Raw genomic sequence first — 22610 nt, 5'->3', positions numbered from 1 at the left:
TCGGGAAACGCGGCCGGAACAACCGCGCCGGTCGGACCCGGGCGGAAACAAAAAAGGCGCCCGGTGCGGGGCGCCTTTTCCTGAAGCGGGCTTACATGTTGGGATAATTGGGACCCCCGCCGCCCTCCGGCACCGTCCAGTTGATGTTCTGGGTCGGGTCCTTGATGTCGCAGGTCTTACAGTGCACGCAGTTCTGCGCGTTGATGACGAAGCGCGGGTTCTGGCCGTTGTCGTCGCGCGTCACCTCGTACACCCCGGCGGGGCAGTAGCGCTGCGCCGGCTCGTCATACGTGGGCAGGTTGAAGGCGATGGGGACGGTCGGGTCCTTCAGCTTCAGGTGCGACGGCTGGTCTTCCTCATGGTTGGTGTTGGAGATGAACACCGAGGACAGGCGGTCGAAGCTGATGACGCCGTCGGCCTTGGGATAGGCGATCTTCTTGGCGTTGGCCGCCGGCACCAGGCTTTCATGGTCCGGCTTGCCATGATGCTGGGTCCAGCCCACCAGGAAGCCCAGCTTCAGGTCGTTCAGCCACATGTGCAGGCCGCCCAGGGCCGTGCCCAGCCACATGCCGTGCTTCAGGCTGGGCTTCACGTTGCGCACCTTGTACAGGTCCTGGAAGACCCAGCTCTGGCGCCACTTGGCTTCAAGCGCCGTCAGCTCGTCATGGCCCTCGCTGCCCGCCGCCAGGCGCTCGAACGCCGCCTCGGCCGCCAGCATGCCGGTCTTCATGGCGTTGTGGCTGCCCTTGATGCGGGGCAGGTTGACGAAGCCGGCGGCGCAGCCGATCAGCGCCCCACCGGGGAAGGTCAGCTTCGGCACGGACTGCAACCCGCCCTCGTTGATGGCGCGGGCGCCGTAGGACAGGCGCTTGCCCCCCTCCAGGTAGGGACGGATCAGCGGGTGCTGCTTGAAGCGCTGGAATTCCTCGAACGGCGACAGGTAGGGGTTGCTGTAGTTCAGGTGGACGACGAAGCCGATGGCCACCTGATTGTCCTCCAGGTGGTACATGAAGGACCCGCCGCCGGTCTTGCTGTCCAGCGGCCAGCCCTGGCTGTGCAACACCAGGCCCTGCTTATGCTTAGCGGGGTCGATCTGCCACAGCTCCTTGATGCCGATGCCGTACTTCTGCGGGTCCACGCCGTCGCGCAGGTTGAAGCGGGCCATCAGCTCCTTCGACAGGTTGCCGCGCACGCCCTCGGCGAACAGCGTGTACTTGCCGTGCAGCTCCATGCCCGGGGTGTAGCGGTCCGTTGGCTCCCCATCCTTGCCGATGCCCATGTCGCCGGTGGCGATGCCCTTGACCGAGCCATCGTCGTGGTACAGCACCTCGGCCGCGGCGAAGCCGGGGTAGATTTCAACGCCCAATTCCTCGGCCTGCTGCGCCAGCCAGCGGCAGACGTTGCCCAAGCTGACGATGTAGTTGCCGTGGTTGTTCATCAGCGGCGGCAGCAGCGCATTGGGAATGCGCATGGAGCCGACCTCGGTCAGGACGTAGAAGCGGTCGTCGGTGACGGGGGTGTTGAGCGGCGCGCCCTTCTCTTTCCAGTCGGGGATCAGCTCATTCAGGGCGATGGGATCGATGACGGCGCCCGACAGGATGTGGGCCCCGACCTCGGACCCCTTTTCGATGACGCAGACGCTGATTTCCTTGTCCGCGGCGGCGGCCAGCTGCTTCAGCCGTATCGCGGCCGACAACCCCGAGGGGCCGGCGCCAACGACGACGACGTCATACTCCATCGACTCCCGTTCCATGTCCTGTCGCCTTCTTCTTCCTGGTTACCGGTTCGGTGGCTTGATGCGGGCCCTTGCGGACGAACCCTAAAGGGAGCGCGTCATTTTCGCGCGCGCTCGCCCCATGCGGTTGATGAAGAAACACAACGGCGATGGTAGGGTCAAATCATGATTGACACGGCAAAAGCCGTCGCGGATCTGGCCTGGCTGGTCGAGATCGGTGCCGACGAAGCGATCAACGACCAGCCGACGGACTGGACCCAGGTGGCCAGCCGCAGGACGCCTACTGCGCGCGACGCCGGCCCAGGCCGCCCGCCGGCCGGCGCCCCATCCGCCGCCGCCCCTGGCCGTTCCGCCACACCGCCGGAAAAAAGTTTCGGTGGCCCGCCTCCCGTCGCTGCCCTGGCCGGGAGCGATGGCCCCCTAGGTAGCAACGAGGCCCGGGCCAGCGCCCGCGGCGCCGCCATGGCCGCCACCACGCTGGAGGAACTGCACAAGGCCCTGCTGGCCTTCGACGGCTGCCCCCTGAAGCAAACCGCCAGTTCCACCGTCTTCGCCGACGGCAACCCCAAGGCGCGCGTCATGCTGGTGGGCGAGGCGCCGGGCGAGCAAGAGGACAGGCAGGGCAAGCCTTTCGTCGGGCCGGCCGGCGCGCTGCTGGACAAGATGCTGGCCGCCATCGGTCTGGACCGCCATGCCGAAGCGCCGGACAAGGCGGTCTACATCAGCAACATCCTGCCCTGGCGCCCGCCCGGCAACCGCAACCCCACGGACAGCGAGATCGCCGCCTGCCTGCCCTTCATCCAGCGGCATGTGGAGATCGCGGACCCCGACATCCTGGTCTTCCTGGGCGGCATCTCGGCCAAGACCCTGCTGGCCAAGACGGAGGGCATCACCCGCCTGCGTGGCCGCTGGTTCGATTACGGCAGCCCCGGCCTGACCCGGCCCCTGCCCGCCCTGGCCCTGCTGCACCCCGCCTATCTGCTGCGCAACCCGGGCGCCAAGCGCGAGACGTGGCGGGACCTGCTGTCGCTGCGCCAGAAGCTGCTGGCCCTGCCGCCGCGAGGCTGAAAGGTTTAGCTCTTCAGACGGCTGTTAGTATGAGACTACCAACTCAACTTGAGTGACACAGGTGTTGTTGCGTTTGTGGCTGTCTCCGGTATGCCAAGTGCCGGATATAACTCTAACATTCGATATTTCTGCAACACGCATGCATCGCCACTCCCCGCCTGGCGGCAAGCCGCTATCCGAACCACCACCATATTGGAACGCCATAACATTATAATCATGATTATTGGCGTAACCTAGCGCATGTGGGCATATATCTCTGAAATGTCCATGATACGTGATAGAAAGGCATAGCTTATTTCTTATGGCATCTCTGATCAGATCCAATTCTGCAGGCGTCATTACTTCCCCCCCCTTTATGAGCTTGTGCATATTTTACAACAACGCAACCATATGGGGATTCACAAAGTGTCATATGTAACCCTCAGTATGTTATTTGCCTCAACTTGCCTTTCACACCTCACTTGTGTTCTATCTATGTTCCCAGGCCAATGATTGACGGGCCGGATCGCGATAGGCAGCATGGCCCCATGACTTCCCCCCTGGATTCCTCCCCCGCTCAGCCCGATCTGGACCCGGCGCGCGACCTGTTGGCCGTGGCCGGCAAGAAGCGTTTCGCCACCGTGCTGGCGGACCCGCCCTGGCGATTCGTGAACCGTACCGGCAAGATGGCGCCAGAGCATCACCGCCTGTCGCGCTACGGCACCCTATCGGTGGAGGAGATTTGCGCCCTGCCGGTGGCCAAGGTGCTGGCCGACACGGCGCATCTGTACCTGTGGGTGCCCAACGCCCTGCTGCCGGAGGGGCTGCAGGTCATGCAGGCCTGGGGCTTCCAGTACAAGACCAACCTGGTGTGGCATAAGCTGCGCAAGGACGGCGGTTCCGACGGGCGCGGCGTGGGCTTCTACTTCCGCAACGTCACCGAGCTGATCCTGTTCGGCGTGCGCGGCAAGAATGCCCGGACCCTGGACCCCGGCCGCACCCAGGTGAACTACCTGGGCACGCGCAAGCGCGAGCATTCGCGCAAGCCCGATGAGCAGTATGAGCTGATCGAGGCCTGCAGCCCCGGCCCCTATCTGGAGATGTTCGCCCGCGGCGCCCGGCCCAAATGGACCGTGTGGGGCAACCAGGCCGACGACAGCTACGAGCCCACCTGGGACACCTACGCCCACAACTCCGCCACCCAGCGCCGCGTGGCGGCGGCGGAATAATCGAAAGTCCCTATCGGCGCCATCGTCTTGGATGACGCCGCATATGAACGCACCCTGTGACATAGACGTTGCCGCCACTCACCTTGAAATACAGCGCATAGGGAAAACCATTGATGATCGCTCGCCGGGATACCGCCCGGACGACGGGGAATTGCTGCGGATTTTCCTGAATGCGAGCCAGCACACCATCGACGGCGATCAGGAAGCGTGTTCCCAAATCCGGAAGCTGATCATCATACCACTGCCGCGCCGCCTCGATTTCCGACTGCGCGACGGGCAGGAAATAGAGATTCAGCATTTCACCGGTCAGGTCCGGTTCCGCCACAAACTTGCCCGCACCTCCGACCAAGGAACAGCATGCCGCTTGTCTTCCTCAAAAGTCGCATCGCGGCGATCGAGTTCAGCGGCCAGCGCTTCCGATATCGGTAGCGCCTCATTTTCCAAGCTGTCGCAAAGCTCCCCGATCAGATCGAGACGCTCCTCAACAGTCAGATGGCTGAAGTCTATGGCGGACATGGGCACCGGTCCTAAGCAAGTCGCCCATTAAAGATGGCAGCCGGCCTTCCTCATGTCGAGGTCCCCCGAAAATTTCACCGCCCGCGGCGCCCCCAGAAGGTGCGGCCCTTGCGGCTGGTCTGGGCTTCCAGGAAAGATTCCTCCAGCGCCGCCATCTGCTCGGCCGTCAGGCCCAAGGGCAGATAGTCGATGCCCGACAATTCACGCAAGGCCTCATCGTCCATTCCCCCCTGAAGGGCGGTCCGCTTACCGTCAGCATCGAACAGACGCCGCATCGCCTAACCTCAAGCCAAACTGCCAAACATTCGAACGGCATCCCAATTCCGGGCACCGATTTCACGGGCGCGATCACCCAGGCAACATCGCATGGAATGCCGCTTTTTCGCGGCAAAGGCCACGTGGCAAAAGGTTAGGCTGTTACAACCGACAAGCCTAGGCGCCGGTTTAGGCCAGAGGATTAGGCCAGGGTAGTGCTAAGGGCGGCGTCCAGGTCGGCGATCAGGTCGTCCACGTCCTCGATGCCCACCGACAGGCGCACCAGGCCGTCGTCGATGCCGGCCGCGGCCCGCAGATCCGCCGGAATCGAGGCATGGGTCATGATGGCCGGATGCTCGATCAGGCTTTCCACCCCGCCCAGGCTTTCCGCCAGGGAGAACAGCTCCGTCCGTTCCAGCAGGCGCTTGGCGGCGTCCAGTCCGCCCTTCAGGCTGACGGAGACCATGCCACCGGCGCCGCGCATCTGGCGCTTGGCCAGTTCGTGCTGCGGATGGCTGGCGAGGCCGGGATAGCGCACCCCCGCCACGGCCGGGTGGCGTTCCAGCCACTGGGCGATGGCGGCGGCGTTGGCGCTGTGCCGCTCCATGCGCAGGGACAGGGTCTTCAGGCCGCGCAGGGCCAGGAAGCTGTCGAAGGGGCCGGCCACAGCCCCCACCGCGTTTTGCAGGAAGCCCAGGCGGTCAGCCAGTTCCCCCTCCTCCCGCACCACGGCGACGCCGCCCACCATGTCGCAATGGCCGTTCAGGTACTTGGTGGCCGAATGCACGACGATGTCGAAGCCCAGCTCCAGCGGCCGCTGGGCATAGGGCGTGGCGAAGGTGTTGTCGCACACGGAAATCAGCCCATGCCGCCGGGCGAAGGCGGCCACTGCCTCCAGATCCACCAGTTTCAGCAGCGGGTTGGTCGGCGTCTCCACCCACAGCAGGCGGGTATCGGGGGTCAGCGCCGCCTCCAGCTTGGCCGGGTCCGTCATGTCGACGAAGCGGGAGGTGAGGCCCATGGAGCGCTTGCGCACCCGTTCCAGCAGGCGGTAGCTGCCGCCGTAGAGGTCGTCCATGGCGATGATGTGGCTGCCGGCGTCCAGCAGTTCCAGGATGGTGGCCTCCGCCGCCAGGCCGGAGGCGAAGGCATAGCCCCGCGCCCCGCCCTCCAGGTCGGCCACGCAGCGCTCATAGGCCATGCGGGTGGGGTTCTGGCTACGGCTGTATTCATAGCCCTTATGGACACCGGGGCTTTCCTGCACATAGGTGGAGGTGGCGTAGATGGGCACGGTGATGGCGCCGGTGCTGGGGTCCGGCTCCTGCCCCGCGTGCACGGTGCGGGTGGCGAAAGCCCGTTGATTGGACAGGGGACGGTTGTGGCTGCGGTCGGCCATGGGGATTCCTTGGGGATGAAAGCGAGGGCGCGGGACAGAGGGCGGGCGTCAGCCCAGCTGCCGGCGCAAATGGTTCAGCAGGTCGACGCGGGTCAGCAATCCTAGGAAGGCGTCACCCTCCGTGACCAGGGCCACCATGTTGCGGCTGAAGATGGCGTCCAGCGCGCTGATGGGTGCGGTCACCGGCACGGTTTCCAGGCGCGAGGTCATGGCCTCCCGCACCGCCTCGCGGAAGCGTGACGGGTCGGGCTCGACATGCAGCAGCAGGTCGGACTCGTCCAGCAGGCCCACCACCCGGCCACCCTGCATCACCGGCAGCTGCGAGACGTCGGAGATGCGCATGCGCTTATACGCCGTCAGCAGGGTGTCGTCGGGCGAGACGGTCACCACTTGGCCCTTGTCCACCCGCCGGGTGATAAGGTCGCGCAGATCGCCGGTGCGGGCGCTGGGCAGGAAGCCCTGGTCGGCCATCCAGCCGTCGTTGAACATCTTGGACAGGTACTTGTTGCCCGTGTCGCAGACCAGGGTGACCACGCGCTTCGGAAGCGTCTGCGCCCGGCAATAGCGCAGGGCGGCGGCGAACAAGGTGCCGCTGGAGGAACCACCCAGGATGCCCTCCCGACGCAGCAGTTCGCGCGCCGCGTTCAGGCTCTCGGCATCGGGGATGGTGTAGGCGTCCTCCACATACTGCAGGTCGCAGTTGGGCGGCACGAAGTCCTCGCCGATGCCCTCCACCACCCAGCTGCCGGGCTCATCATGCCGGCCGGTCTTCACCAGGTCGCGCAGGATGGAGCCCTGGGGGTCGGCCAGCACCATGCGGGTGCGCGGGCTGGCGGCGCGAAAATAGCGGCCCAGGCCGGTCAGCGTGCCGCCGGAGCCCACGCCCACCACCACGGCGTCCAGGCGCCCGTCCATCTGGCGCAGCAGCTCGGGCCCCGTCCAGCGCTCATGCGCCGCCGGGTTGTCGGGGTTGGCGAACTGGTTCATGTAGACCGCACCGGGGATCTCGGCGGCCAGCCGCTCCGCGATGTCCTGGTAATAGTCGGGATGGCCCTTGCCCACGTCGCTGCGCGTCACGTGGATGTCGGCCCCCAGAGCGCGCAGGTGGTTGATCTTCTCCGCCGCCATCTTGTCGGGGATGACCAGCACCAGGCGATAGCCCTTGGCGGCGCAGACCAGGGCCAGGCCCAGGCCGGTGTTGCCGGCCGTGGCCTCCACCACCGTGCCGCCGGGCTTCAGGCGGCCCGCCTTCTCCGCCCCCTCGACCATGGCGAGGCCGATGCGGTCCTTGATGGAGCCGCCGGGGTTCTGGTTTTCCAGCTTCAGGTACAGTTCACACGGGCCGGTATCGATCTTGGTGACGCGAACCAGCGGCGTGTTGCCGATCAGGGACAGGATGGCGGGGCCATCCGGGGTGTTCTCGGTTGACGGAATGGGGGCGGACGACGCGTGCGCGATCGACATGGAAACCCTCTCGGTCTGTTCGTTAAGCAAAACAGTGACCGATGGGCGGGGCACTTACAATCCCCCGTCAGTATAGACCCTGGCGACGCTTCCTGTTGGCCAGCGCCCGGCGGAAAGTCTTATTGCCTTTGCCGCAACGCACAATATTACAAGCTTGCGACGCGCCGCTTTACTTCGAAATGTTCTGGCGGAATTGGGCGGTAATTCGCATCAATCAATCCACGACGATGCAAATTGGCCAAATTGTCGGCCAGGTTGTCGATGCAGGCGGCGCGGTCCCAGCCTTCCAGCCAGTTCTGCTCCAGGAAGGCCATGATGGCGGGCTGGCCCAGTTCCACCTCCCACAGGATGCCGATGAGGGAGGACAGGGCCTCCTCCTCGATCTGGGTTTCCTGGTCGACGCAGATGGCGGCGTTGGCCTCATTCACCCGGCCTGTCTCCGGCCCGGCGCCCAGGCCGAAATCGACCAGGCCCCGCCGCTCCGGCGGCGCCACCAGCCAGTGGCCGATCTCATGGATCAGCACATAGGACTCGCTCCGGGTACGGATGGCGCGGCCGTCCCAGCTATAGGCCGCCATGGGCAGCTCATCCATGGTCTCGATGCCGAAGCGGTGGGCCAACGCGACGCCGTCCGCCCGATGCTGGGGCGTGTCCACGCCCAGCGGCACCAGATCCAGGGTGGCGGCGATGCGCTCGAACACCTCCGCGACCAGCGGATCGGCGCCCGCCAGGCGGCCGCGCAGGTCGGCCAGGATGGCCGGCAACTCCTCCAGGGCGATGGGGGTGAGGATCATGCCCGCTCCAGCACCACGAAGCTGTGCGCCGGGGCGGGGTCGACCTCCACCTCCAGCGCCGGCACGTCGCGCCGCGACACCTCGCGCCACTCCGCCCGGTCGAAGGTGGGGAAGAAGGCGTCGCCCTCCGGGCTGGCGTGCACCTCGGTCAGGTACAGGCGGTGCGCGGTCTTCAGCGCGGTGGCAAACAGCAGCTCCCCGCCGATCACCATGACCTCCGGCGCGCCGTCGGCCACCGCGATCAGGCGGGCCTGCTCGATGGCGGCGTCCAGGCTGTGGCAGACCACGCCGCCGTGGGCGCGGTAGTCCTTCTTGTGCGTCACGACGATGTTGGTGCGGCCGGGCAGCGGCTTGGCCCCGATGCTCTCCCACGTCCGCCGGCCCATGACCACCGGCTTGCCCAGGGTCATCTCCTTGAAATACTTCAGGTCGCCCTTCAATCGCCACGGCAGGCGGTTCTCCACGCCGATGACGTTGTTGGTCGACACGGCGGCGATGAGGGCCAAGGGAATGGGCGCGGACTCGGGCATGGGATCAAGGGGCCTGGCTGATGAACGCTCAAGGCCTGCGGTTTTACGGCAAACGGGGGATGGTGAGAATGCGGAAGATCAAAGGGCGGGGGTGCGTGGAGATATGTCGCAATTGTTGGCTGCATGCTAGAATGCAGCACCATGGAGTTAAGAAGAATTAATTTACTAATTTGTCAGTAACAATGAAATGATGGTGCGCAGATGGCCGTTAACATATTCTATATGCACAGAATCGTGCAAGATATGATCAGTAAAGCGCGCAATAGCAATGGCGCTTTTCAAGCGGCCATAGATAACGACGGACGCATAAAAGCAGAATTTTCTACAATAAATAAATCAGCACACATAAATTGGAAAAAAGAGAGAAAGTGCCTGTACCCAGGATGCCCAAATAAGACCATTGGCTCTCATACCATACAAGCGAGAGGTCCTATATATAAGATATCAGAGTCAGGACACGTATTGTCACCTTCCGCAACCATGAGAGGAATTGAAATAAAACATGTCGGCGTGAATGATGCCTCAAAATTTCCGGGATTTTGTGAAACACATGACACGACCCTGTTCTCCGCGTTTGAGAATAAAGCAAAAATAGAGAACAATCACGATGCCGCTCTACAAATGTACAGATCTGCATGCCGCGAACAATCTCGTCTCGAGTTTATTATAAAGCACGATGAAATTTCTATTAATAATATTAAGAACGTTATAATCGATTCTTCATTTGAATATGCCCTCCAGCATGACGACATTGCTAGAGAAGTATATTTATTCTCACCAAGCACAATGAAGGAGGAATTCAGAACGCAAATGGAGCTAGATGGTCGCAATCTATTTAATAGGCTGGAATATCATATTAATATTAGAAAAAACATGCTTAGCGGAATCAGCAATATTTCCGTAAATCTCGAGAATTATATATGCGGAGCAAAAAAATTTATAGAAAATATAATTATACTTGACGCATCACTTCCAATGGAACTGCCATTTGCATTTTCATCGTCAAGAGCTTTCGATGAAATAGATCAGAATGGATACGTTTCTAATTCTCATACGGTCGTTATGTATGCCGCCCCTCAAGACGGTCAGACAAAAATTTTAATATGCCTACAGGACGCATCGCGAGACCTATTCCAAAAGGGCCTAGAGGAAAGAAATATAGAACTATTATCAAATTCACCGCAATCTCATGCAAATCTCTATGATCTTCTGGAAGAATTTATGTTCTCTGGATCGGACAATTGGTACATGAGCCCAAAATACTGGGGAGAATTGTCGGAAACTACAAAGCACAAAATCATAAGTCATATCAACGGGCAGGGATTCTCGCAGAATATTCCGATAGAAAAGCCGGTATTTCCTGAATTAAGAAAATCTATACTCACAATTTTATAGATCTAATTACTGGAATCGGCGATCACCCCCCCGCCCTCAATGCCACCAGCCGCCGCTCCGCGTTCTGGTTCTTCGGGTCCAGCTCCAGCGCGCGCTGGTAGGCCAGGATGGCGGCTGGCTTGTCGCCGGTCGCCGCCAGCGCCTCGGCCAGGCTGTCCTGGGCGTTGCCGCTGTCGGGGTAGAGGTCGGCGGCCAGCTTCAGGATGGCCAGGGCGTTCCGGGGCTGGCCGTTGCTGAGCAGGCGATAGCCCCAGTCGTTCAGCTCCGCCTCCTGCAGCGTCACGCCCGGCTCGCGCGCCTTCAGGTCGGCATAGAGGGCCGGCACCTGGTCGAAGCCGTGGCGCTGAATGTCCACGCGCAGGGCAGCCAGGCCGGTCAGCTTGGCGCCGTAAAAGGCGGCCACCTGGTCGATCATGTCCTCAGGAAACGCGCCGGACAGGTTGGTCAGGATGACCACGCCGACATCATCCTCGGGATAGAGGAAGAAGGCGGAGCGGCCGCCGCCGGTCATGCCCACGGCGCGGTGGCCGCCATGGTCCAGCACCTCCCAGCCCAGGCCCCACTGGCCCGGGCGGCCATCGTTGAAGGCGGCGGGCGTCCACAGCAGGCGCAGGCTGTCGGCGTCCAGCAATTGGCCCTGGCTAATGGCGATCATCCAGCGCGCCATGTCCTCCGCCGTGCTGTCCAGGCCGGAGGAGGCGCGGTGCATGGGGCGGAACAGCTCATAGACCGGGTGGGGGGTGGCCACCGGGGCGCCATCCGGCCCCCCAGCGGGATTGGGCGCGAAACTGTTGCGGTAGCCGGCGGCCTTGCCGGGCTTGACCATGCTGCTGTCGCCAAAGGCGGTGTGGGTCATGCCCGCCGCCTCGATCTCCCAGCCGATGATGGGCGTGTCCGGCGCCTGGCCGGTCAGCTTGTCCACCACCCGCTGCACCAGGGTGTAGTTGGTCTGGCAGTAGTCGAAGCGCTCGCCGGGCGTGAACTTCATGGGCTGGGCCTGCACCCAGGCCCAGATGGCGTCACCCCCCACCCGCTCGTCCCGGTCGCCCGGCGCGCGGTTGATGTCGGGCAGGCCGGACATGTGGGTCAGCAGCTGGCGGATGGTGACGGGGCGCCAGGCGGCGGGCAGGTCGTCAAGATACTGGCCGACGGTCGCGTCCAGATCCAGCCGCCCGGCCTGGACCTGCCGCATCGCGGCCACGCCGGTGAAGGCCTTGGTGATGGAATTGACGGCGAAGATGGTCTCATTCGTCACCGGCACCGGCGTCTGAAGGTTGGCCACGCCATAGCTGCGCGACAGCACCAGGCGCCCGTGCTGGATGACCGCCACCTGCAGGCCGGGGATGCCCAGCGCCCGCATCTGCTCCTGCAGGAAGGCGTCCACCTGTGCCGCCGCCAGGGCCGCCACCGGATCCGCCGCGACAGCGGCCGGCGGCGCCCGGTTGGCGGCCACCACCGCCTTGCCCGTGGCCGCATGGGCCAGCATCGGCGCCCCCGTCAGCAGCAGCAGCAGCGCCGCCAGCCCCCTCATCCCGCGCATGATCCATCCCCGCATCAACACCTGAGCGGCGGCATGCTAGCAGGCGGTTGGCGGGGCGCTCAGAGCCACTCCGGTGGCACCAATCCCGTCATACTTCCTGCAAGGTCAGCAGTATCTGCTGCCAGTCCTGATAGCCCGAGAGCGGGTTGGTGGCATCGCCCCGCTGTTCGATGGCGTTGATGACCTGCTTGGTCTGGTCGACATAGTCGACCGGCTGGCTGTCCAGGCTGGCGCGCTCCTCATCCGTGAAGGCCTGGAACTGCCCGTTCGGCCCCACCTTGCCTAGGGGCCCCATCATCTCCAGCTTGCCCATCTGCTCCAGGCTGATCTTGCCGGACTGATAGAGGCCGCTGGCGGCCCCCATCATCTGGCTGCGGGACATATGGGTGAAATCCGGCGCGCCGCCGGATGCCGCGCTAATCATCGTCACGTCTGTTCCCCCTCTGAACACGAGTAGACCGCGGCGGGGGCAAGCACCGGGCATGCCAGGCGCGACGGACGCCCCAAGGCCAAGGCGGCCGCGGCGGAGCGGAAGGCGACGGAATGGGAATCGCAACCCGATGGGAAAATATTGCCTATATATACATGCAAAAGTTGCCGACCTTCACCGTCCCGGACATGGCGGCGGGGCCGAAGCCTCCTCATCCGTGGCCGGCGTCCACACCAGGTCGGGCAGGACCGTCAGGCTGATGGCCCGGGTGGCCGGATGGAAAATCACCAGCGTCTCGACCCGGCCGTCATCCGTGACGGACACGACGCTCCTTTGCCCCGTCGCGGGGTCGATGTGGACAGGGGCCTTGCGCTCCTCCCGCTGCACGCGGATGCGCAGGGTGCCATCCTGATCCTCCAGGTCCCGGATGTGCACATGGGTACGGCCGTTCCCCGCCATGGCGATCGCCACCGCCTCGAACCCCTCCGGCAGATCGGCGGGTGGCGTCACACCGGCCCCACCCCCCTTCGCATCCCACCACAGGGCCTGCCATGCCGCCGGGGTGCCGGCCACGCGGACGGTTCCAGGGGACAGCGGCGCCGGTGAGGGCGGCAGGGTGGCCATCGCGCCGCGCAGGGCACGGAAGCAGGTATAGTCCGCCTCCCGCGTCAGCCGGCTTTCCCAGGGCGGGCCGCCCGCCAGGGCCGGCGTGGCCAGCATCATCCCCACCACCAGCCGCCACCGCATCGCGCCCTCCCCCACTGTCCTGATCAGATCGCCACGTCGGCCTTGATGTGCGGGTGCGGGTCGTAGCCGGTGATCTCGAAATCCTCGAAACGATAGTCGAACAGGCTGTCCGGCTTGCGCTTGATCACCAGCTGGGGGAAGGGCCGCGGCTCGCGCGTCAGCTGCTCTTCCGCCTGGGGGATGTGGTTGAGGTAGAGGTGCACGTCCCCGCCCTGCCACACCAGGTCGCCCACGCCCAGGCCGCACTGGTGGGCCAGCATGTGGATCAGCAGCGCGCCCTCGCACAGGTTCCAGGGAAGGCCCAGTAGGGTGTCGGCGCTGCGCTGGAAGATGAGGCCGGACAGCTTTCCGTCCGCCACGAAGAACTGATAGGTCATGTGGCAGGGCGGCAGCGCCATGTCGGGCAGATCGGCCACGTTCCAGCCGGTGAACAGCAGGCGCCGGCTGGTGGGGTTGGTGCGGATGCCGTCCACCAGTTCCTGGATCTGGTCGATGACCTTGCCGTCCGGCCCCTGCCACCGCCGCCACTGCTTGCCATAGACGGGGCCCAGGTCGCCCCACTGGGCGGCGAAGGCGTCATCGGCCAGCACGCGGGCCTCGAAATCCTCCTGGCTGATGTCCTCGCCCGATTTCTTGCGGTAATTGGCCAGCGGCCAGTCCGTCCAGATGCGCACCTTGTTGGCCAGCAGGGGGCGGATGCTGGTGTCGCCCGACAGGAACCACAGCATCTCGTGGATGGCTTGGCGGTGGAAAATCTTCTTGGTGGTCAGCAGGGGAAAACCGGCCGACAGGTCGAAGCGCATCTGCTCGCCGAACAGCGCCTTGGTGCCCACGCCCGTGCGATCCACCCGGGCGGCCCCGTGGTCGATCAGGCGGCGCAGCAGCGACAGGTACTGATATTCCGGATGCGCCATGGCGGCCCTCAACAAACGATCGCCGGGCGGCCCGACGCGGAAACGGTATCACTACATAATGTAGCGCCCGGGCCTGCGGAACCCCATATCTCAAGAAGCGATACGCACCGGCGGGCCCCAGGCCACGGTCGGTGCCGACCAACCGGTTCCCCGGAAAGGTCGCGGGCCTGCCATTCGCCGAAGGACTTTCACTTTCGTGCCCGCGTCCCTATATTAGGAGTGTCGGGCTTGCCCGACTATGGCGATAAACGCCTTGCGGAATAAGCGTTGCGGACCCGGGGGCGGTACCCGGCGCCTCCACCATCATGGGGGCGAATCAGGATCGACGTGCGTGGTAAAGGCATGGTTTTCGCTCGGCATGGTTCCGCCGTTATCGGGCCGTTTCATAGGTGCCAACGATAATTCGGCGCCTGCTCTTCGCATGGCCGCCTAATACCCTCAACGGGGTATTAGCGGAAAGCTAAGAACGGGGTTCGGGGGGCACCCGGCAACAGAAGCCCCCCACTGAACGGCCCCGATTGGCGGATGTCCAACCCGCCGGTCGGCCCGTCCTTTGGCCCACCCGCTGGCGTTTTCGCGCGCCCAAGCTTGCAAATCGCGCGCCGGGCGGGTCTATTGGTGACGTTGTACCCCGCTACCGGAGCGTTTTGCCTGCCATGTCCACCGATCTCCTTCGCTACGACCGTATGGTCGAGGCCGCCCTGCGCCGCGTCGTGCGCGATGCGCTGAAGGAAGTGCAGGAGCATGGCCTGCCCGGCGAGCATCATTTCTTCATCAGCTTCCGCACCCAGTATCCGGGTGTGCGCATGCCGGAATTCCTGCGCGCCAAGTACCCGGATGAGATCACCATCGTCCTGCAGTACCAGTTCTATGGCCTGGACGTGAATGACGAGCGGGTGGAAGTGACGCTGAGCTTCAACGGCAGTCATGAGCGCCTGGTGGTGCCCATGGCCGCCATCACCACCTTCGCCGACCCCTCGGTCAACTTCGCCCTGCAGTTCCAGCCCCCCGACGAGGAAGAGGGCGAGGACGTGGTGGACGAAGCCGCCGAGGAAGAAGAGGCCGCCCCCGAGGGCGAGGACGACGACACGCCCAAACAGGGCGGCACCGTCGTGGCGCTGGACGCCTTTCGCAAGAAGTAAGCCAAGCCCGCGCGGGGGGAGCAGCGACCATGCCCGTCTCCCCCGATTTCCTGGACTACATCCTGGATCTACTGGCCCCGTTAGGCCCGGTTGAGGCGCCACGCCTGTTTGGCGGCCGGGGCCTGACCCTGCACGGGCGCAACTTCGGCCTCATCACCCGCGACGACACCCTCTACCTGAAGGCCGATGCCGTCAGCCAGCCCCAGTTCGAGGCCGCCGGCTGCATCCGCTTCGCCCCCTGGGCCGACAAGCCGCACCGCTCGCTGGGCTACTACACCCCACCCGAGGGCGCCATGGACGACCCCGACGAATTGCTGCGCTGGGCCCGCCTGGCGGTGGACGCCGCCCTGCGCGCCCCAGCCAAGGCGCCGAAGAAGGCCAAGGCGCCGATGGCAGCGAAAAAGAAGAACCTGGCGGACATGCTGCTGGAGTAGAGAGGCTTCCTTGGGACCGCCTCGACAGTTCATCGGCGCCATGGCACTGTAACCGTATGAACAGCCCAACCAAACACACGCTGTCCGAAGTCGAGGCGGTTCTTGCGGCCAGCGAAGCCGAGACCGCGCGCGGCGAGACCGTGCCACTGGCCCCCGTACTCAGCCGGATCAGGGCGAGCATTGCCAGAATGGAAGCGCGGCAGGGCAAATCACAGGCTCAGCCCCGTAAAGCCTGACCGTGACCGTCCGCCTCAGTTCTCGAGCCGAAGCACAGGTGGACGCACTGATCGCACACTATGAGGGGCTGGGTCGGTTGGCGGCCGCCCGCAATCTCCTGGCTGCCCTGGAAACGGCCGCTCAGCGCATTGAGGCTAATCCCTTCGCGGGACTGCCGGCACCACGTCCCTATCCCACCCTGGCCAAACCTGGGCGCCTATGGCTGCACGCTGGCGCATATTGGATTGCCTACACACTTACCGAACCGGCCGTCATCCAGGCCGTGATCTACGATACAGCCAACATCCCTCGCCGCCTGTAGCCTCACCAAGACAAAAAGGGCGGCCCCAGCGGGACCGCCCTTCTCGCTACTCAGTGCCCAATCCCTGACGGGATCAGGTGTCCAGGAAGCTGCGCAGCTTGCGCGAGCGGGACGGGTGCTTCAGCTTGCGCAGCGCCTTCGCCTCGATCTGGCGGATACGCTCGCGGGTCACGCTGAACTGCTGGCCCACCTCTTCCAGGGTGTGGTCGGTGTTCATGCCGATGCCGAAGCGCATGCGCAGCACACGCTCCTCACGCGGGGTCAGCGAGGCCAGGACGCGGGTGGTCGTCTCGCGCAGGTTCGCCTGGATGGCAGCGTCCAGCGGCAGGACGGCGTTCTTGTCCTCGATGAAGTCGCCCAAGTGGCTGTCTTCCTCGTCGCCGATCGGCGTCTCGAGGCTGATGGGCTCCTTGGCGATCTTCAGGACCTTGCGCACCTTCTCCAGCGGCATCATCAGCCGCTCGGCCAATTCCTCCGGCGTCGGCTCGCGGCCGATCTCGTGCAGCATCTGGCGCGAGGTGCGCACCAGCTTGTTGATCGTCTCGATCATGTGCACGGGGATGCGGATGGTGCGGGCCTGGTCGGCGATGGACCGGGTGATGGCCTGGCGAATCCACCAGGTGGCGTAGGTCGAGAACTTGTAGCCGCGGCGGTATTCGAACTTATCAACGGCCTTCATCAGGCCGATGTTGCCTTCCTGGATGAGGTCCAGGAACTGCAGGCCGCGGTTGGTGTACTTCTTGGCGATGGAGATGACGAGGCGCAGGTTGGCCTCCACCATTTCCTTCTTGGCGCGGCTGGCTTCCTTCTCGCCCTTCTGCACCGTGGAGACGATGCGGCGGAATTCGCTGATGGGCAGGCGCACGCCTTCCGCGATCTCGTTGATGCCCTCGCGGACCTTCACGATCTCGGTGGCGCTGCGCTCGGCGAACTTGGCCCAGGCCTTGGAGTTGCCCTTCACCCGGTCCAGCCAGTTGGGGTCCAGCTCGCTGCCGTAGTAGTGGTGCAGGAAGTCCTCGCGCTTGACCTTGCAGTCGGTCGCCAGGCGCAGCAGCTTGCCCTCGAAGCCCATGAGGCGGCGGTTCATGCCGTACAGCTGCTCGACCAGTGCCTCGATGCGGCTGTTGTTCAGCCGCACGGAGTTGACCAGCTCCGTCAGCTCGGCCTTCAGCTTGTCGTACTTCTTGTCCTGGGCCTTGCCCAGATCCTCGCCGCGCTGGATGGCCGCCAGCCGCAGCTCCTGCATCTTGTGCAGCTTGTCGTAAGTGTCCTCGATGGTCTGGAAGGTTTCCAGCACCATGGGCTTCAGTTCGGCTTCCATGGCGGCCAGCGAAATGCCGGCCTCTTCCTCGCCGCCTTCGCCGGGCTCACCGCCCTCGCCACCCTCGGGGCGCTCACCGCCCTCGCCGTCGCCAGCGCCTTCGCCACCCTCGGCCGCCCCTTCCTCGCGCGGGGCCTCCTCGGCGCCCAGCACGGCCTCGGTCAGCTCACCCGACTCCGGATCGACGCCATAGGTCGCGTCCAGGTCGATGATGTCGCGCAGCAGCATCTTCCCTTCGTTCAGGGCCTCATGCCACTGGATGATGGCGCGGATGGTCAGGGGCGATTCGCAGATCGCGCCGATCATCATCTCGCGGCCGGCCTCGATGCGCTTGGCGATGGCGATTTCGCCCTCGCGCGACAACAGCTCCACCGAGCCCATCTCGCGCAGGTACATGCGCACCGGGTCGTCGGTGCGGCCGATGTCGTCGTCGTCCAGATTGCCGGAGACGCGACCCTCGCCGTCGCCGCCGCCTTCGCCGCTGGCCTCGGAATCCTGCTCTTCCGATTCGATGACGTTGATGCCCATCTCATTGAGCATGGCCATCGTGTCCTCGATCTGCTCGGAGGAGGACTGGTCGGGGGGCAGGGCCGCGTTCAGTTCGTCATAGGTGACGAACCCCCGCTCCTTGCCGCGCTGGATCATCTTCTTGACGGCCAGGCCCATGCCATCCATCAGCGGGCCGTCCACCTGTTCCTCACGCGCCTCGGAAACGTCCGCACTCTGCGCTGCTTTCGTGGCCATTCGCTCAATGTCCCCGACTAACTGAAATGCAAACCAACTGAACGCCGGTTCAACCCTGACGGCCGGCCTTCATGGGCGCCGGCCCATACCCTTCACTCACAGACACGCAATCCGGGGCCCGATCCGTCTGCACAGGGGGCCGTCGACACCGGGTGCCGGACTAAACTGGTGCTTCCGATACCCAAAGAAAGCGGCGGTTCCCACCAAAAACAGGGGCTGGGACGAAAAAAAGGCGCCGCACCGGATGAAAATCCCGGTAACGCCACCCCTCATCATCCCTAACCGTCCGTCCTGGCCGGACCCGCGTCGCCTTTTCGCGTAATCGTCGCTCCCCAGCGCAACCTCACTTCCAACCTCCTCCGGCCGGGCCGTCCGTGGAACGCGCCGCGAAGGGCGTGCCGACTGGAGGAACCGTCCGCCCCCGTCCGGTGCGGGGGTACCTCGGGGTGGCGGCGTCAGACGCCCTCACCTTCCGGATCCAGGGCATGGCCCCGGCGTATCAACTCTTCCCGTTTAAGGGCCATCAGCCGAGCCAGGGTCTCCTCACTGGGATCCTCGGCCAGGCGTCTTTCCGCCTCGCGCAGCTCGGTCTGGAACACCAATTCCTGGGAATTGAGCCAAACCTCCTGCCAGCCCGCGCGGGCGGATTCGGGCGTCGCCTCCGGACGGGCGTAAGAGGGCAGGTCCGCCCCCAGCGTCTCATCCAGTTCCTCGGCGAAGCCGCAAGCTGACAAGTGGCGTCGTAAACCCTCGGCGTCAAGTCCCGAATCGTGGAACAGGCGTTCGACCAGCGCCTGGCGCAGCCGTTCCAGCCCCTCGGTGGCGAAGCTGATCATGGCCAGCGTCTCGCCCAGGGTCTCGAACAGCACGGGGTGGTTCAGCACCACGGCCAGCAACAGGCGTTCGCGCCAGCGCGCCGACCCGGTCTCCACGCCGGCGCGGAACCGCTTGTCCCATTGCCGCGCCACAGGAAAGGGCAAGGCGCCGGGCCGCTGGCCACGGTTGAAGCCACCCCCCTGGCCGCCCCCTTGGCCGCCCTGGAAGGCGGGGCGCGCGGCGCGGCCCAATTGGTACAGCCGATCCTTGAAGGCGCGGTGATAGGCGTTGCGCACCCGGGCGTCCGGAATGCGCTCCAGCTGCGCTTCCAGGGCCGCCTGCATGCCGGCCTGGGCGTCGGGCTGGGTAAGGTCGCGGTCCGCCGCCTCCATATCCCACAGCACGTCCGTCAGCGGCCGCGCGCGGTCCAGCACCGCCTGGAAGGCGGCGGCACCGCCGGCGCGGATCAGGCTGTCGGGATCCTCCTTCTCCGGCATGAAGGCGACGCGCACGGAATGGTCGGGCATCAGCAGGGGCAGAACCCGCTCCACCGCGCGGAAGGCGGCGCGCCGGCCGGCGTTGTCACCGTCGAAACAGAGGATGGGCATGCGCTGCCCCTCGGGCGCCAGCTTCCACAGGGCCTGGATCTGCGTCTCCGTCAGCGCGGTGCCCAGCGGCGCCACAGCCCCCTCGAACCCGGCCATGACGCTGGCGATGACGTCCATATAGCCTTCGGTGACGATCACCGGCTTGCCGTCCGCCGCCGCCTGGCGCGCGCGGCTCATGCCGTAGAGGATGTCGCCCTTGTGGAACAGGGGGTTCTCGGCCGAATTGATGTACTTCGGCCCCTCCCCCTCCAGGATGCGGCCGCCGAAGGCCACCACCCGGCCGCGCCGGTCGGTGACGGGGAACAGCACCCGGTTGCGGAAGAAGGGGAAGGGCGCGCGGCCGTCGTCCGGCCGCTTGAACAGCCCGGCCTCCACCATGTCGGCCTCGGTGTAGCCGGCGGTCACCAGTTCCCCACGCAGGCCCGTGCCGTCGCTGGGCGCGTAGCCCAGGCGGAAGCGGGCCATGGCCTCGTCATCCAGGCCGCGGCCGCGCAGGTAGGCCAGGCCGTGGCGGCCCGCCGGCGCGCGCAGTTGCGCCTCGAACCAGCGGGTGGCGCGCTCCACCAGGTCATACAGCGACTTCTCGCGCTCGAACCGTTCCCGCTCTTGCGGGCTGGCCTTGGGCACGGTCAAACCGGCCTCGGGCGCCAGCGCCTCCACCGCCTCCATGAACGACAGATTGTCGTTGCGCATGATGAAGCCGATGACGTCGCCGTGCGCGCCGCAGCCGAAGCAGTGGAAGAAGCCCTTCTGGTCGTTGACGTAGAAGCTGGGCGTCTTTTCGTTATGGAAGGGACAGGGCGCGCGGAACTCCCGCCCCGCCCGCTGCAGGCGCACGCGCCGCATCACCACGTCCGACAGGGTCAGCCGGTTCCGCAGCTCTTCCAGGAATTGGGGCGGCAGGGCCATGGGCGGTGGCGGGGTCCGAAGGGTGGTCTGTCAGGATGGGGGCCGGGCGGCGCCGCCCGGCCCCGGGAAGGGTGAACCTCAGCCGTTCAGCGCGGCCTTGACCAGCGGACCGACGGTGGAGAAATCCATCTGGCCGGTGTACTTGTCCTTCAGCACAGCCATGACCTTGCCCATGTCCTTGATGCTGGCGGCGCCGGTGTCGGTCACCGCCTGGGCGATGGCGGCCTTGGTCTCCTCCTCGGTCAGCTGCTTGGGCAGGAAGGACATGATGACGGCGATCTCCGCCTCTTCCTGGGCGGCCAGCTCCTCACGGCCGCCCTGGCGGTAGAGGGCCACGGATTCGCGGCGCTGCTTCACCATGGTCTGCAGCATGCTGCCGATCTCGGCCTCGGGGATGCCGTCCATCTGGCCCTTGGGGCGCGCGTCGATATCCCGCTTCTTCAGTTCCGCCATGATCATCCGGACGGCGGACAGCGTCTGCGTGTCCTTCGCCTTCATGGCGTCCTTCATGGCCTGGGTGAAACGCTCGCGCAGCATGGGTCGGCTTCCTCAAGAGGCTTCATGGCAACCGGCAAGCCATCCGCCTGCCCCAGGTTTTGGGGGCGCACGCGGGATGGTAGCCAATCAATGGGGAAGGACGAACCTTACCCGCCCAACCCCTTGAGCGCCAGCGCCCAGATGACAGAGGCGCCCCCGCGCCCCGAGCATGGGGGCCATCGCTTGACCCGGCCGCCCGTGTTCTCTATGTGACAGAAGAATTTCCGACGACATTGGGGCGGCCCTCGCGGCATGCCCACGTTCCAGGGGGCGGCTCCCGCCCCGTGCTCAAGCGCGCGCCCACAAGGTCGAACCGGATGAGATGAGAGGGCACCTTCAAGGCCGGCAGCCGCGAATGCCGTCCGGGGAGTGCCCCGCAGCGAATGGAATGAAGCGATGACCGCAGCCGCCCCCACCCACCCCCCGCAGCCTGAGGGCGCCACCGGCGTGCTGGTTCTGGCGGACGGCAGCATCCATTGGGGCAAGGGCATCGGCGCCGCCGGCCACTCGGTGGGCGAGGTCTGCTTCAACACCTCCATGACCGGCTACCAGGAAATCCTGACCGATCCGTCCTACGCCGGCCAGATCATCACCTTCACCTTCCCGCACATCGGCAACGTCGGCACCAACGACGAGGACATCGAAACGGTGACCCCGGCGGCCCGGGGCCTGATCCTGCGCGTCGACATCACCGAGCCGTCGAACTGGCGCGCCACGCGCAACCTGGACGCCTGGCTGAAAAGCCACGGCCTGGTGGGCCTGGGCGGCCTGGACACCCGCGCCCTGACCCGCCGCATCCGCGATGGCGGCGCCCCCAACGGCGTCATCGCCCATTCCCCCGACGGTAAGTTCGACCTGGACGCCCTGCTGGCGCAGGCCAAGGCCTGGCCCGGGCTGGAAGGCATGGACCTGGCCAAGGACGTGACCTGTGGCCAGACCTTCACCTGGGATGAAAGCGCCTGGACCATCGCCGGCGGCTATGGCCGACAGACCGATCCCAAGCACCACGTGGTGGCCGTCGATTTCGGCGCCAAGCGCAACATCCTGCGCTGCCTGGCCAACGCTGGCTGCCGCGTGACGGTGGTGCCCGCCACCGCCACGGCCGAGGAAATCCTGGCGCACAAGCCCGACGGCGTCTTCCTGTCCAACGGCCCCGGCGACCCGGCCGCCACCGGCACCTATGCCGTGCCCATGATCCAGGAGATCGTGGCCAGCGGCCTGCCCCTGTTCGGCATCTGCCTGGGCCACCAGCTGCTGGCCCTGGCCCTGGGCGGCCAGACCACCAAGATGGAAAAGGGCCACCGCGGCGCCAACCATCCGGTGAAGGATCTGGCCACCGGCCGGGTTGAGATCACCAGCCAGAACCACGGCTTCGTCGTGCTGCCCGAAAGCCTGCCGGACACGGTGGAGGTGACCCATGTGTCCCTGTTCGACGGCACCAACGAGGGCATCCGCCTGAAGGACAAGCCGGTGTTCTCCGTCCAGTATCACCCGGAGGCCAGCCCCGGCCCGGAGGACAGTCATTACCTGTTCGACCGGTTCATCGAGAACATCGCCGCCCGCTGACGC

Annotated in this window: 22 protein-coding genes and 1 other RNA gene; 8 read left to right on the top strand and 15 right to left on the bottom strand. The window is 65.2% G+C overall.

Translation table 11 applies throughout. The annotated features are described in order from the left end of the window. Window positions 1-91 precede the first annotated feature (91 nt). Entirely contained in the window at window positions 92-1753 is a 1662-nt protein-coding gene (locus tag FBZ88_RS12115; RefSeq protein ID WP_145617142.1) for an electron transfer flavoprotein-ubiquinone oxidoreductase, read from the bottom strand. Between the two features lie 147 nt (window positions 1754-1900). Between FBZ88_RS12115 and FBZ88_RS12110 the strand changes: the two genes are divergently transcribed. Together FBZ88_RS12110 and FBZ88_RS12105 are read left to right on the top strand one after the other, a co-directional pair. Further along, on the top strand, window positions 1901-2803 hold the full coding sequence (locus FBZ88_RS12110) for a uracil-DNA glycosylase (RefSeq protein WP_145617140.1): 903 nt from the start codon (window positions 1901-1903) through the stop codon (window positions 2801-2803). 527 nt (window positions 2804-3330) lie between these two features. Beyond that, window positions 3331-4011, top strand: a complete 681-nt coding sequence (locus tag FBZ88_RS12105; protein WP_145617137.1) for an MT-A70 family methyltransferase — start codon at window positions 3331-3333, stop codon at window positions 4009-4011. Window positions 4012-4021: 10 nt separating this feature from the next. Here the strand turns inward: FBZ88_RS12105 and FBZ88_RS12100 are convergent, their stop codons facing one another. The 7 genes from FBZ88_RS12100 to FBZ88_RS12075 all read right to left on the bottom strand — a co-directional run bounded on the left by FBZ88_RS12100 (window position 4022) and on the right by FBZ88_RS12075 (window position 8966). Continuing rightward, complete coding sequence (locus FBZ88_RS12100) at window positions 4022-4309, bottom strand: type II toxin-antitoxin system RelE/ParE family toxin (protein ID WP_145617136.1); 288 nt, start codon at window positions 4307-4309, stop codon at window positions 4022-4024. Between the two features lie 8 nt (window positions 4310-4317). Further along, window positions 4318-4527: an addiction module protein gene (locus tag FBZ88_RS12095; RefSeq protein ID WP_145611394.1), complete on the bottom strand. Its 210-nt coding sequence runs from the start codon at window positions 4525-4527 to the stop codon at window positions 4318-4320. A gap of 74 nt (window positions 4528-4601) precedes the next feature. Next, entirely contained in the window at window positions 4602-4751 is a 150-nt protein-coding gene (locus tag FBZ88_RS30200) for a hypothetical protein (RefSeq protein ID WP_186464357.1), read from the bottom strand. Window positions 4752-4984: 233 nt separating this feature from the next. Further along, complete coding sequence (locus FBZ88_RS12090) at window positions 4985-6178, bottom strand: cystathionine gamma-synthase (RefSeq protein ID WP_145617135.1); 1194 nt, start codon at window positions 6176-6178, stop codon at window positions 4985-4987. Window positions 6179-6226: 48 nt separating this feature from the next. Then, a complete protein-coding gene (locus FBZ88_RS12085) occupies window positions 6227-7642 on the bottom strand; it encodes a pyridoxal-phosphate dependent enzyme (RefSeq protein ID WP_246138628.1) in 1416 nt (471 codons plus the stop codon). Between the two features lie 146 nt (window positions 7643-7788). Beyond that, the gene (locus FBZ88_RS12080; RefSeq protein ID WP_145617133.1) at window positions 7789-8436 is read right to left on the bottom strand and encodes an elongation factor P hydroxylase; all 648 of its coding nucleotides are present in this window, start codon (window positions 8434-8436) and stop codon (window positions 7789-7791) included. Continuing rightward, a complete protein-coding gene (locus tag FBZ88_RS12075) occupies window positions 8433-8966 on the bottom strand; it encodes a dihydrofolate reductase (RefSeq protein ID WP_145617131.1) in 534 nt (177 codons plus the stop codon). Before FBZ88_RS12075 ends, FBZ88_RS12080 begins: the two co-directional genes overlap by 4 nt. Before the next feature lie 243 nt (window positions 8967-9209). Here FBZ88_RS12075 and FBZ88_RS12070 point away from each other — a divergent pair, with 243 nt between their 5' ends. Next, window positions 9210-10361, top strand: a complete 1152-nt coding sequence (locus FBZ88_RS12070) for a hypothetical protein (protein ID WP_145617129.1) — start codon at window positions 9210-9212, stop codon at window positions 10359-10361. 22 nt (window positions 10362-10383) lie between these two features. Here FBZ88_RS12070 and FBZ88_RS12065 read toward each other — a convergent pair whose 3' ends face one another. From FBZ88_RS12065 to thyA, 4 genes are all read right to left on the bottom strand, one after another. Beyond that, window positions 10384-11901 carry a serine hydrolase domain-containing protein gene (locus tag FBZ88_RS12065; RefSeq protein ID WP_246138627.1) on the bottom strand — a complete coding sequence of 506 codons (1518 nt, stop codon included), beginning with the start codon at window positions 11899-11901 and terminating at the stop codon, window positions 10384-10386. A gap of 88 nt (window positions 11902-11989) precedes the next feature. After that, the gene (locus FBZ88_RS12060; protein ID WP_145617128.1) at window positions 11990-12331 is read right to left on the bottom strand and encodes a hypothetical protein; all 342 of its coding nucleotides are present in this window, start codon (window positions 12329-12331) and stop codon (window positions 11990-11992) included. Window positions 12332-12505: 174 nt separating this feature from the next. Next, window positions 12506-13078 (bottom strand): hypothetical protein, encoded by a 573-nt coding sequence (locus FBZ88_RS12055; protein ID WP_145617126.1) that lies wholly within the window; start codon window positions 13076-13078, stop codon window positions 12506-12508. A 23-nt stretch (window positions 13079-13101) separates the two neighbouring features. After that, window positions 13102-13992: a thymidylate synthase gene (thyA, locus tag FBZ88_RS12050; protein WP_145617124.1), complete on the bottom strand. Its 891-nt coding sequence runs from the start codon at window positions 13990-13992 to the stop codon at window positions 13102-13104. Between the two features lie 182 nt (window positions 13993-14174). Here thyA and ssrA point away from each other — a divergent pair. From ssrA to FBZ88_RS31570, 4 genes are all read left to right on the top strand, one after another. Further along, window positions 14175-14498: a transfer-messenger RNA gene (gene ssrA, locus FBZ88_RS12045) on the top strand. 150 nt (window positions 14499-14648) lie between these two features. Continuing rightward, window positions 14649-15134: an SspB family protein gene (locus tag FBZ88_RS12040; protein ID WP_088871921.1), complete on the top strand. Its 486-nt coding sequence runs from the start codon at window positions 14649-14651 to the stop codon at window positions 15132-15134. A gap of 29 nt (window positions 15135-15163) precedes the next feature. Then, complete coding sequence (locus FBZ88_RS12035; RefSeq protein ID WP_145617122.1) at window positions 15164-15568, top strand: TfoX/Sxy family protein; 405 nt, start codon at window positions 15164-15166, stop codon at window positions 15566-15568. A 238-nt stretch (window positions 15569-15806) separates the two neighbouring features. After that, the gene (locus FBZ88_RS31570; protein ID WP_411861196.1) at window positions 15807-16106 is read left to right on the top strand and encodes a type II toxin-antitoxin system RelE/ParE family toxin; all 300 of its coding nucleotides are present in this window, start codon (window positions 15807-15809) and stop codon (window positions 16104-16106) included. Window positions 16107-16179: 73 nt separating this feature from the next. Here FBZ88_RS31570 and rpoD read toward each other — a convergent pair whose 3' ends face one another. The 3 genes from rpoD to FBZ88_RS12015 all read right to left on the bottom strand — a co-directional run bounded on the left by rpoD (window position 16180) and on the right by FBZ88_RS12015 (window position 21041). Then, window positions 16180-18171 (bottom strand): RNA polymerase sigma factor RpoD, encoded by a 1992-nt coding sequence (gene rpoD, locus FBZ88_RS12025; RefSeq protein WP_145611379.1) that lies wholly within the window; start codon window positions 18169-18171, stop codon window positions 16180-16182. A 455-nt stretch (window positions 18172-18626) separates the two neighbouring features. Further along, window positions 18627-20504 carry a DNA primase gene (dnaG, locus tag FBZ88_RS12020; protein WP_145617121.1) on the bottom strand — a complete coding sequence of 626 codons (1878 nt, stop codon included), beginning with the start codon at window positions 20502-20504 and terminating at the stop codon, window positions 18627-18629. Between the two features lie 78 nt (window positions 20505-20582). After that, the gene (locus tag FBZ88_RS12015) at window positions 20583-21041 is read right to left on the bottom strand and encodes a GatB/YqeY domain-containing protein (protein ID WP_145611377.1); all 459 of its coding nucleotides are present in this window, start codon (window positions 21039-21041) and stop codon (window positions 20583-20585) included. Between the two features lie 396 nt (window positions 21042-21437). On the opposite strand from FBZ88_RS12015, the gene carA reads away from it, so the two are divergent. Further along, window positions 21438-22607, top strand: a complete 1170-nt coding sequence (carA, locus tag FBZ88_RS12010) for a glutamine-hydrolyzing carbamoyl-phosphate synthase small subunit (RefSeq protein WP_145617119.1) — start codon at window positions 21438-21440, stop codon at window positions 22605-22607. Window positions 22608-22610 lie beyond the last annotated feature (3 nt).

It is taken from the genome of Nitrospirillum bahiense (assembly GCF_007828025.1).
GTDB lineage: Bacteria > Pseudomonadota > Alphaproteobacteria > Azospirillales > Azospirillaceae > Nitrospirillum > Nitrospirillum amazonense.
Note: the sequence above shows the minus strand (reverse complement) of the source record. Positions and strands in the feature narration are given on the sequence as shown.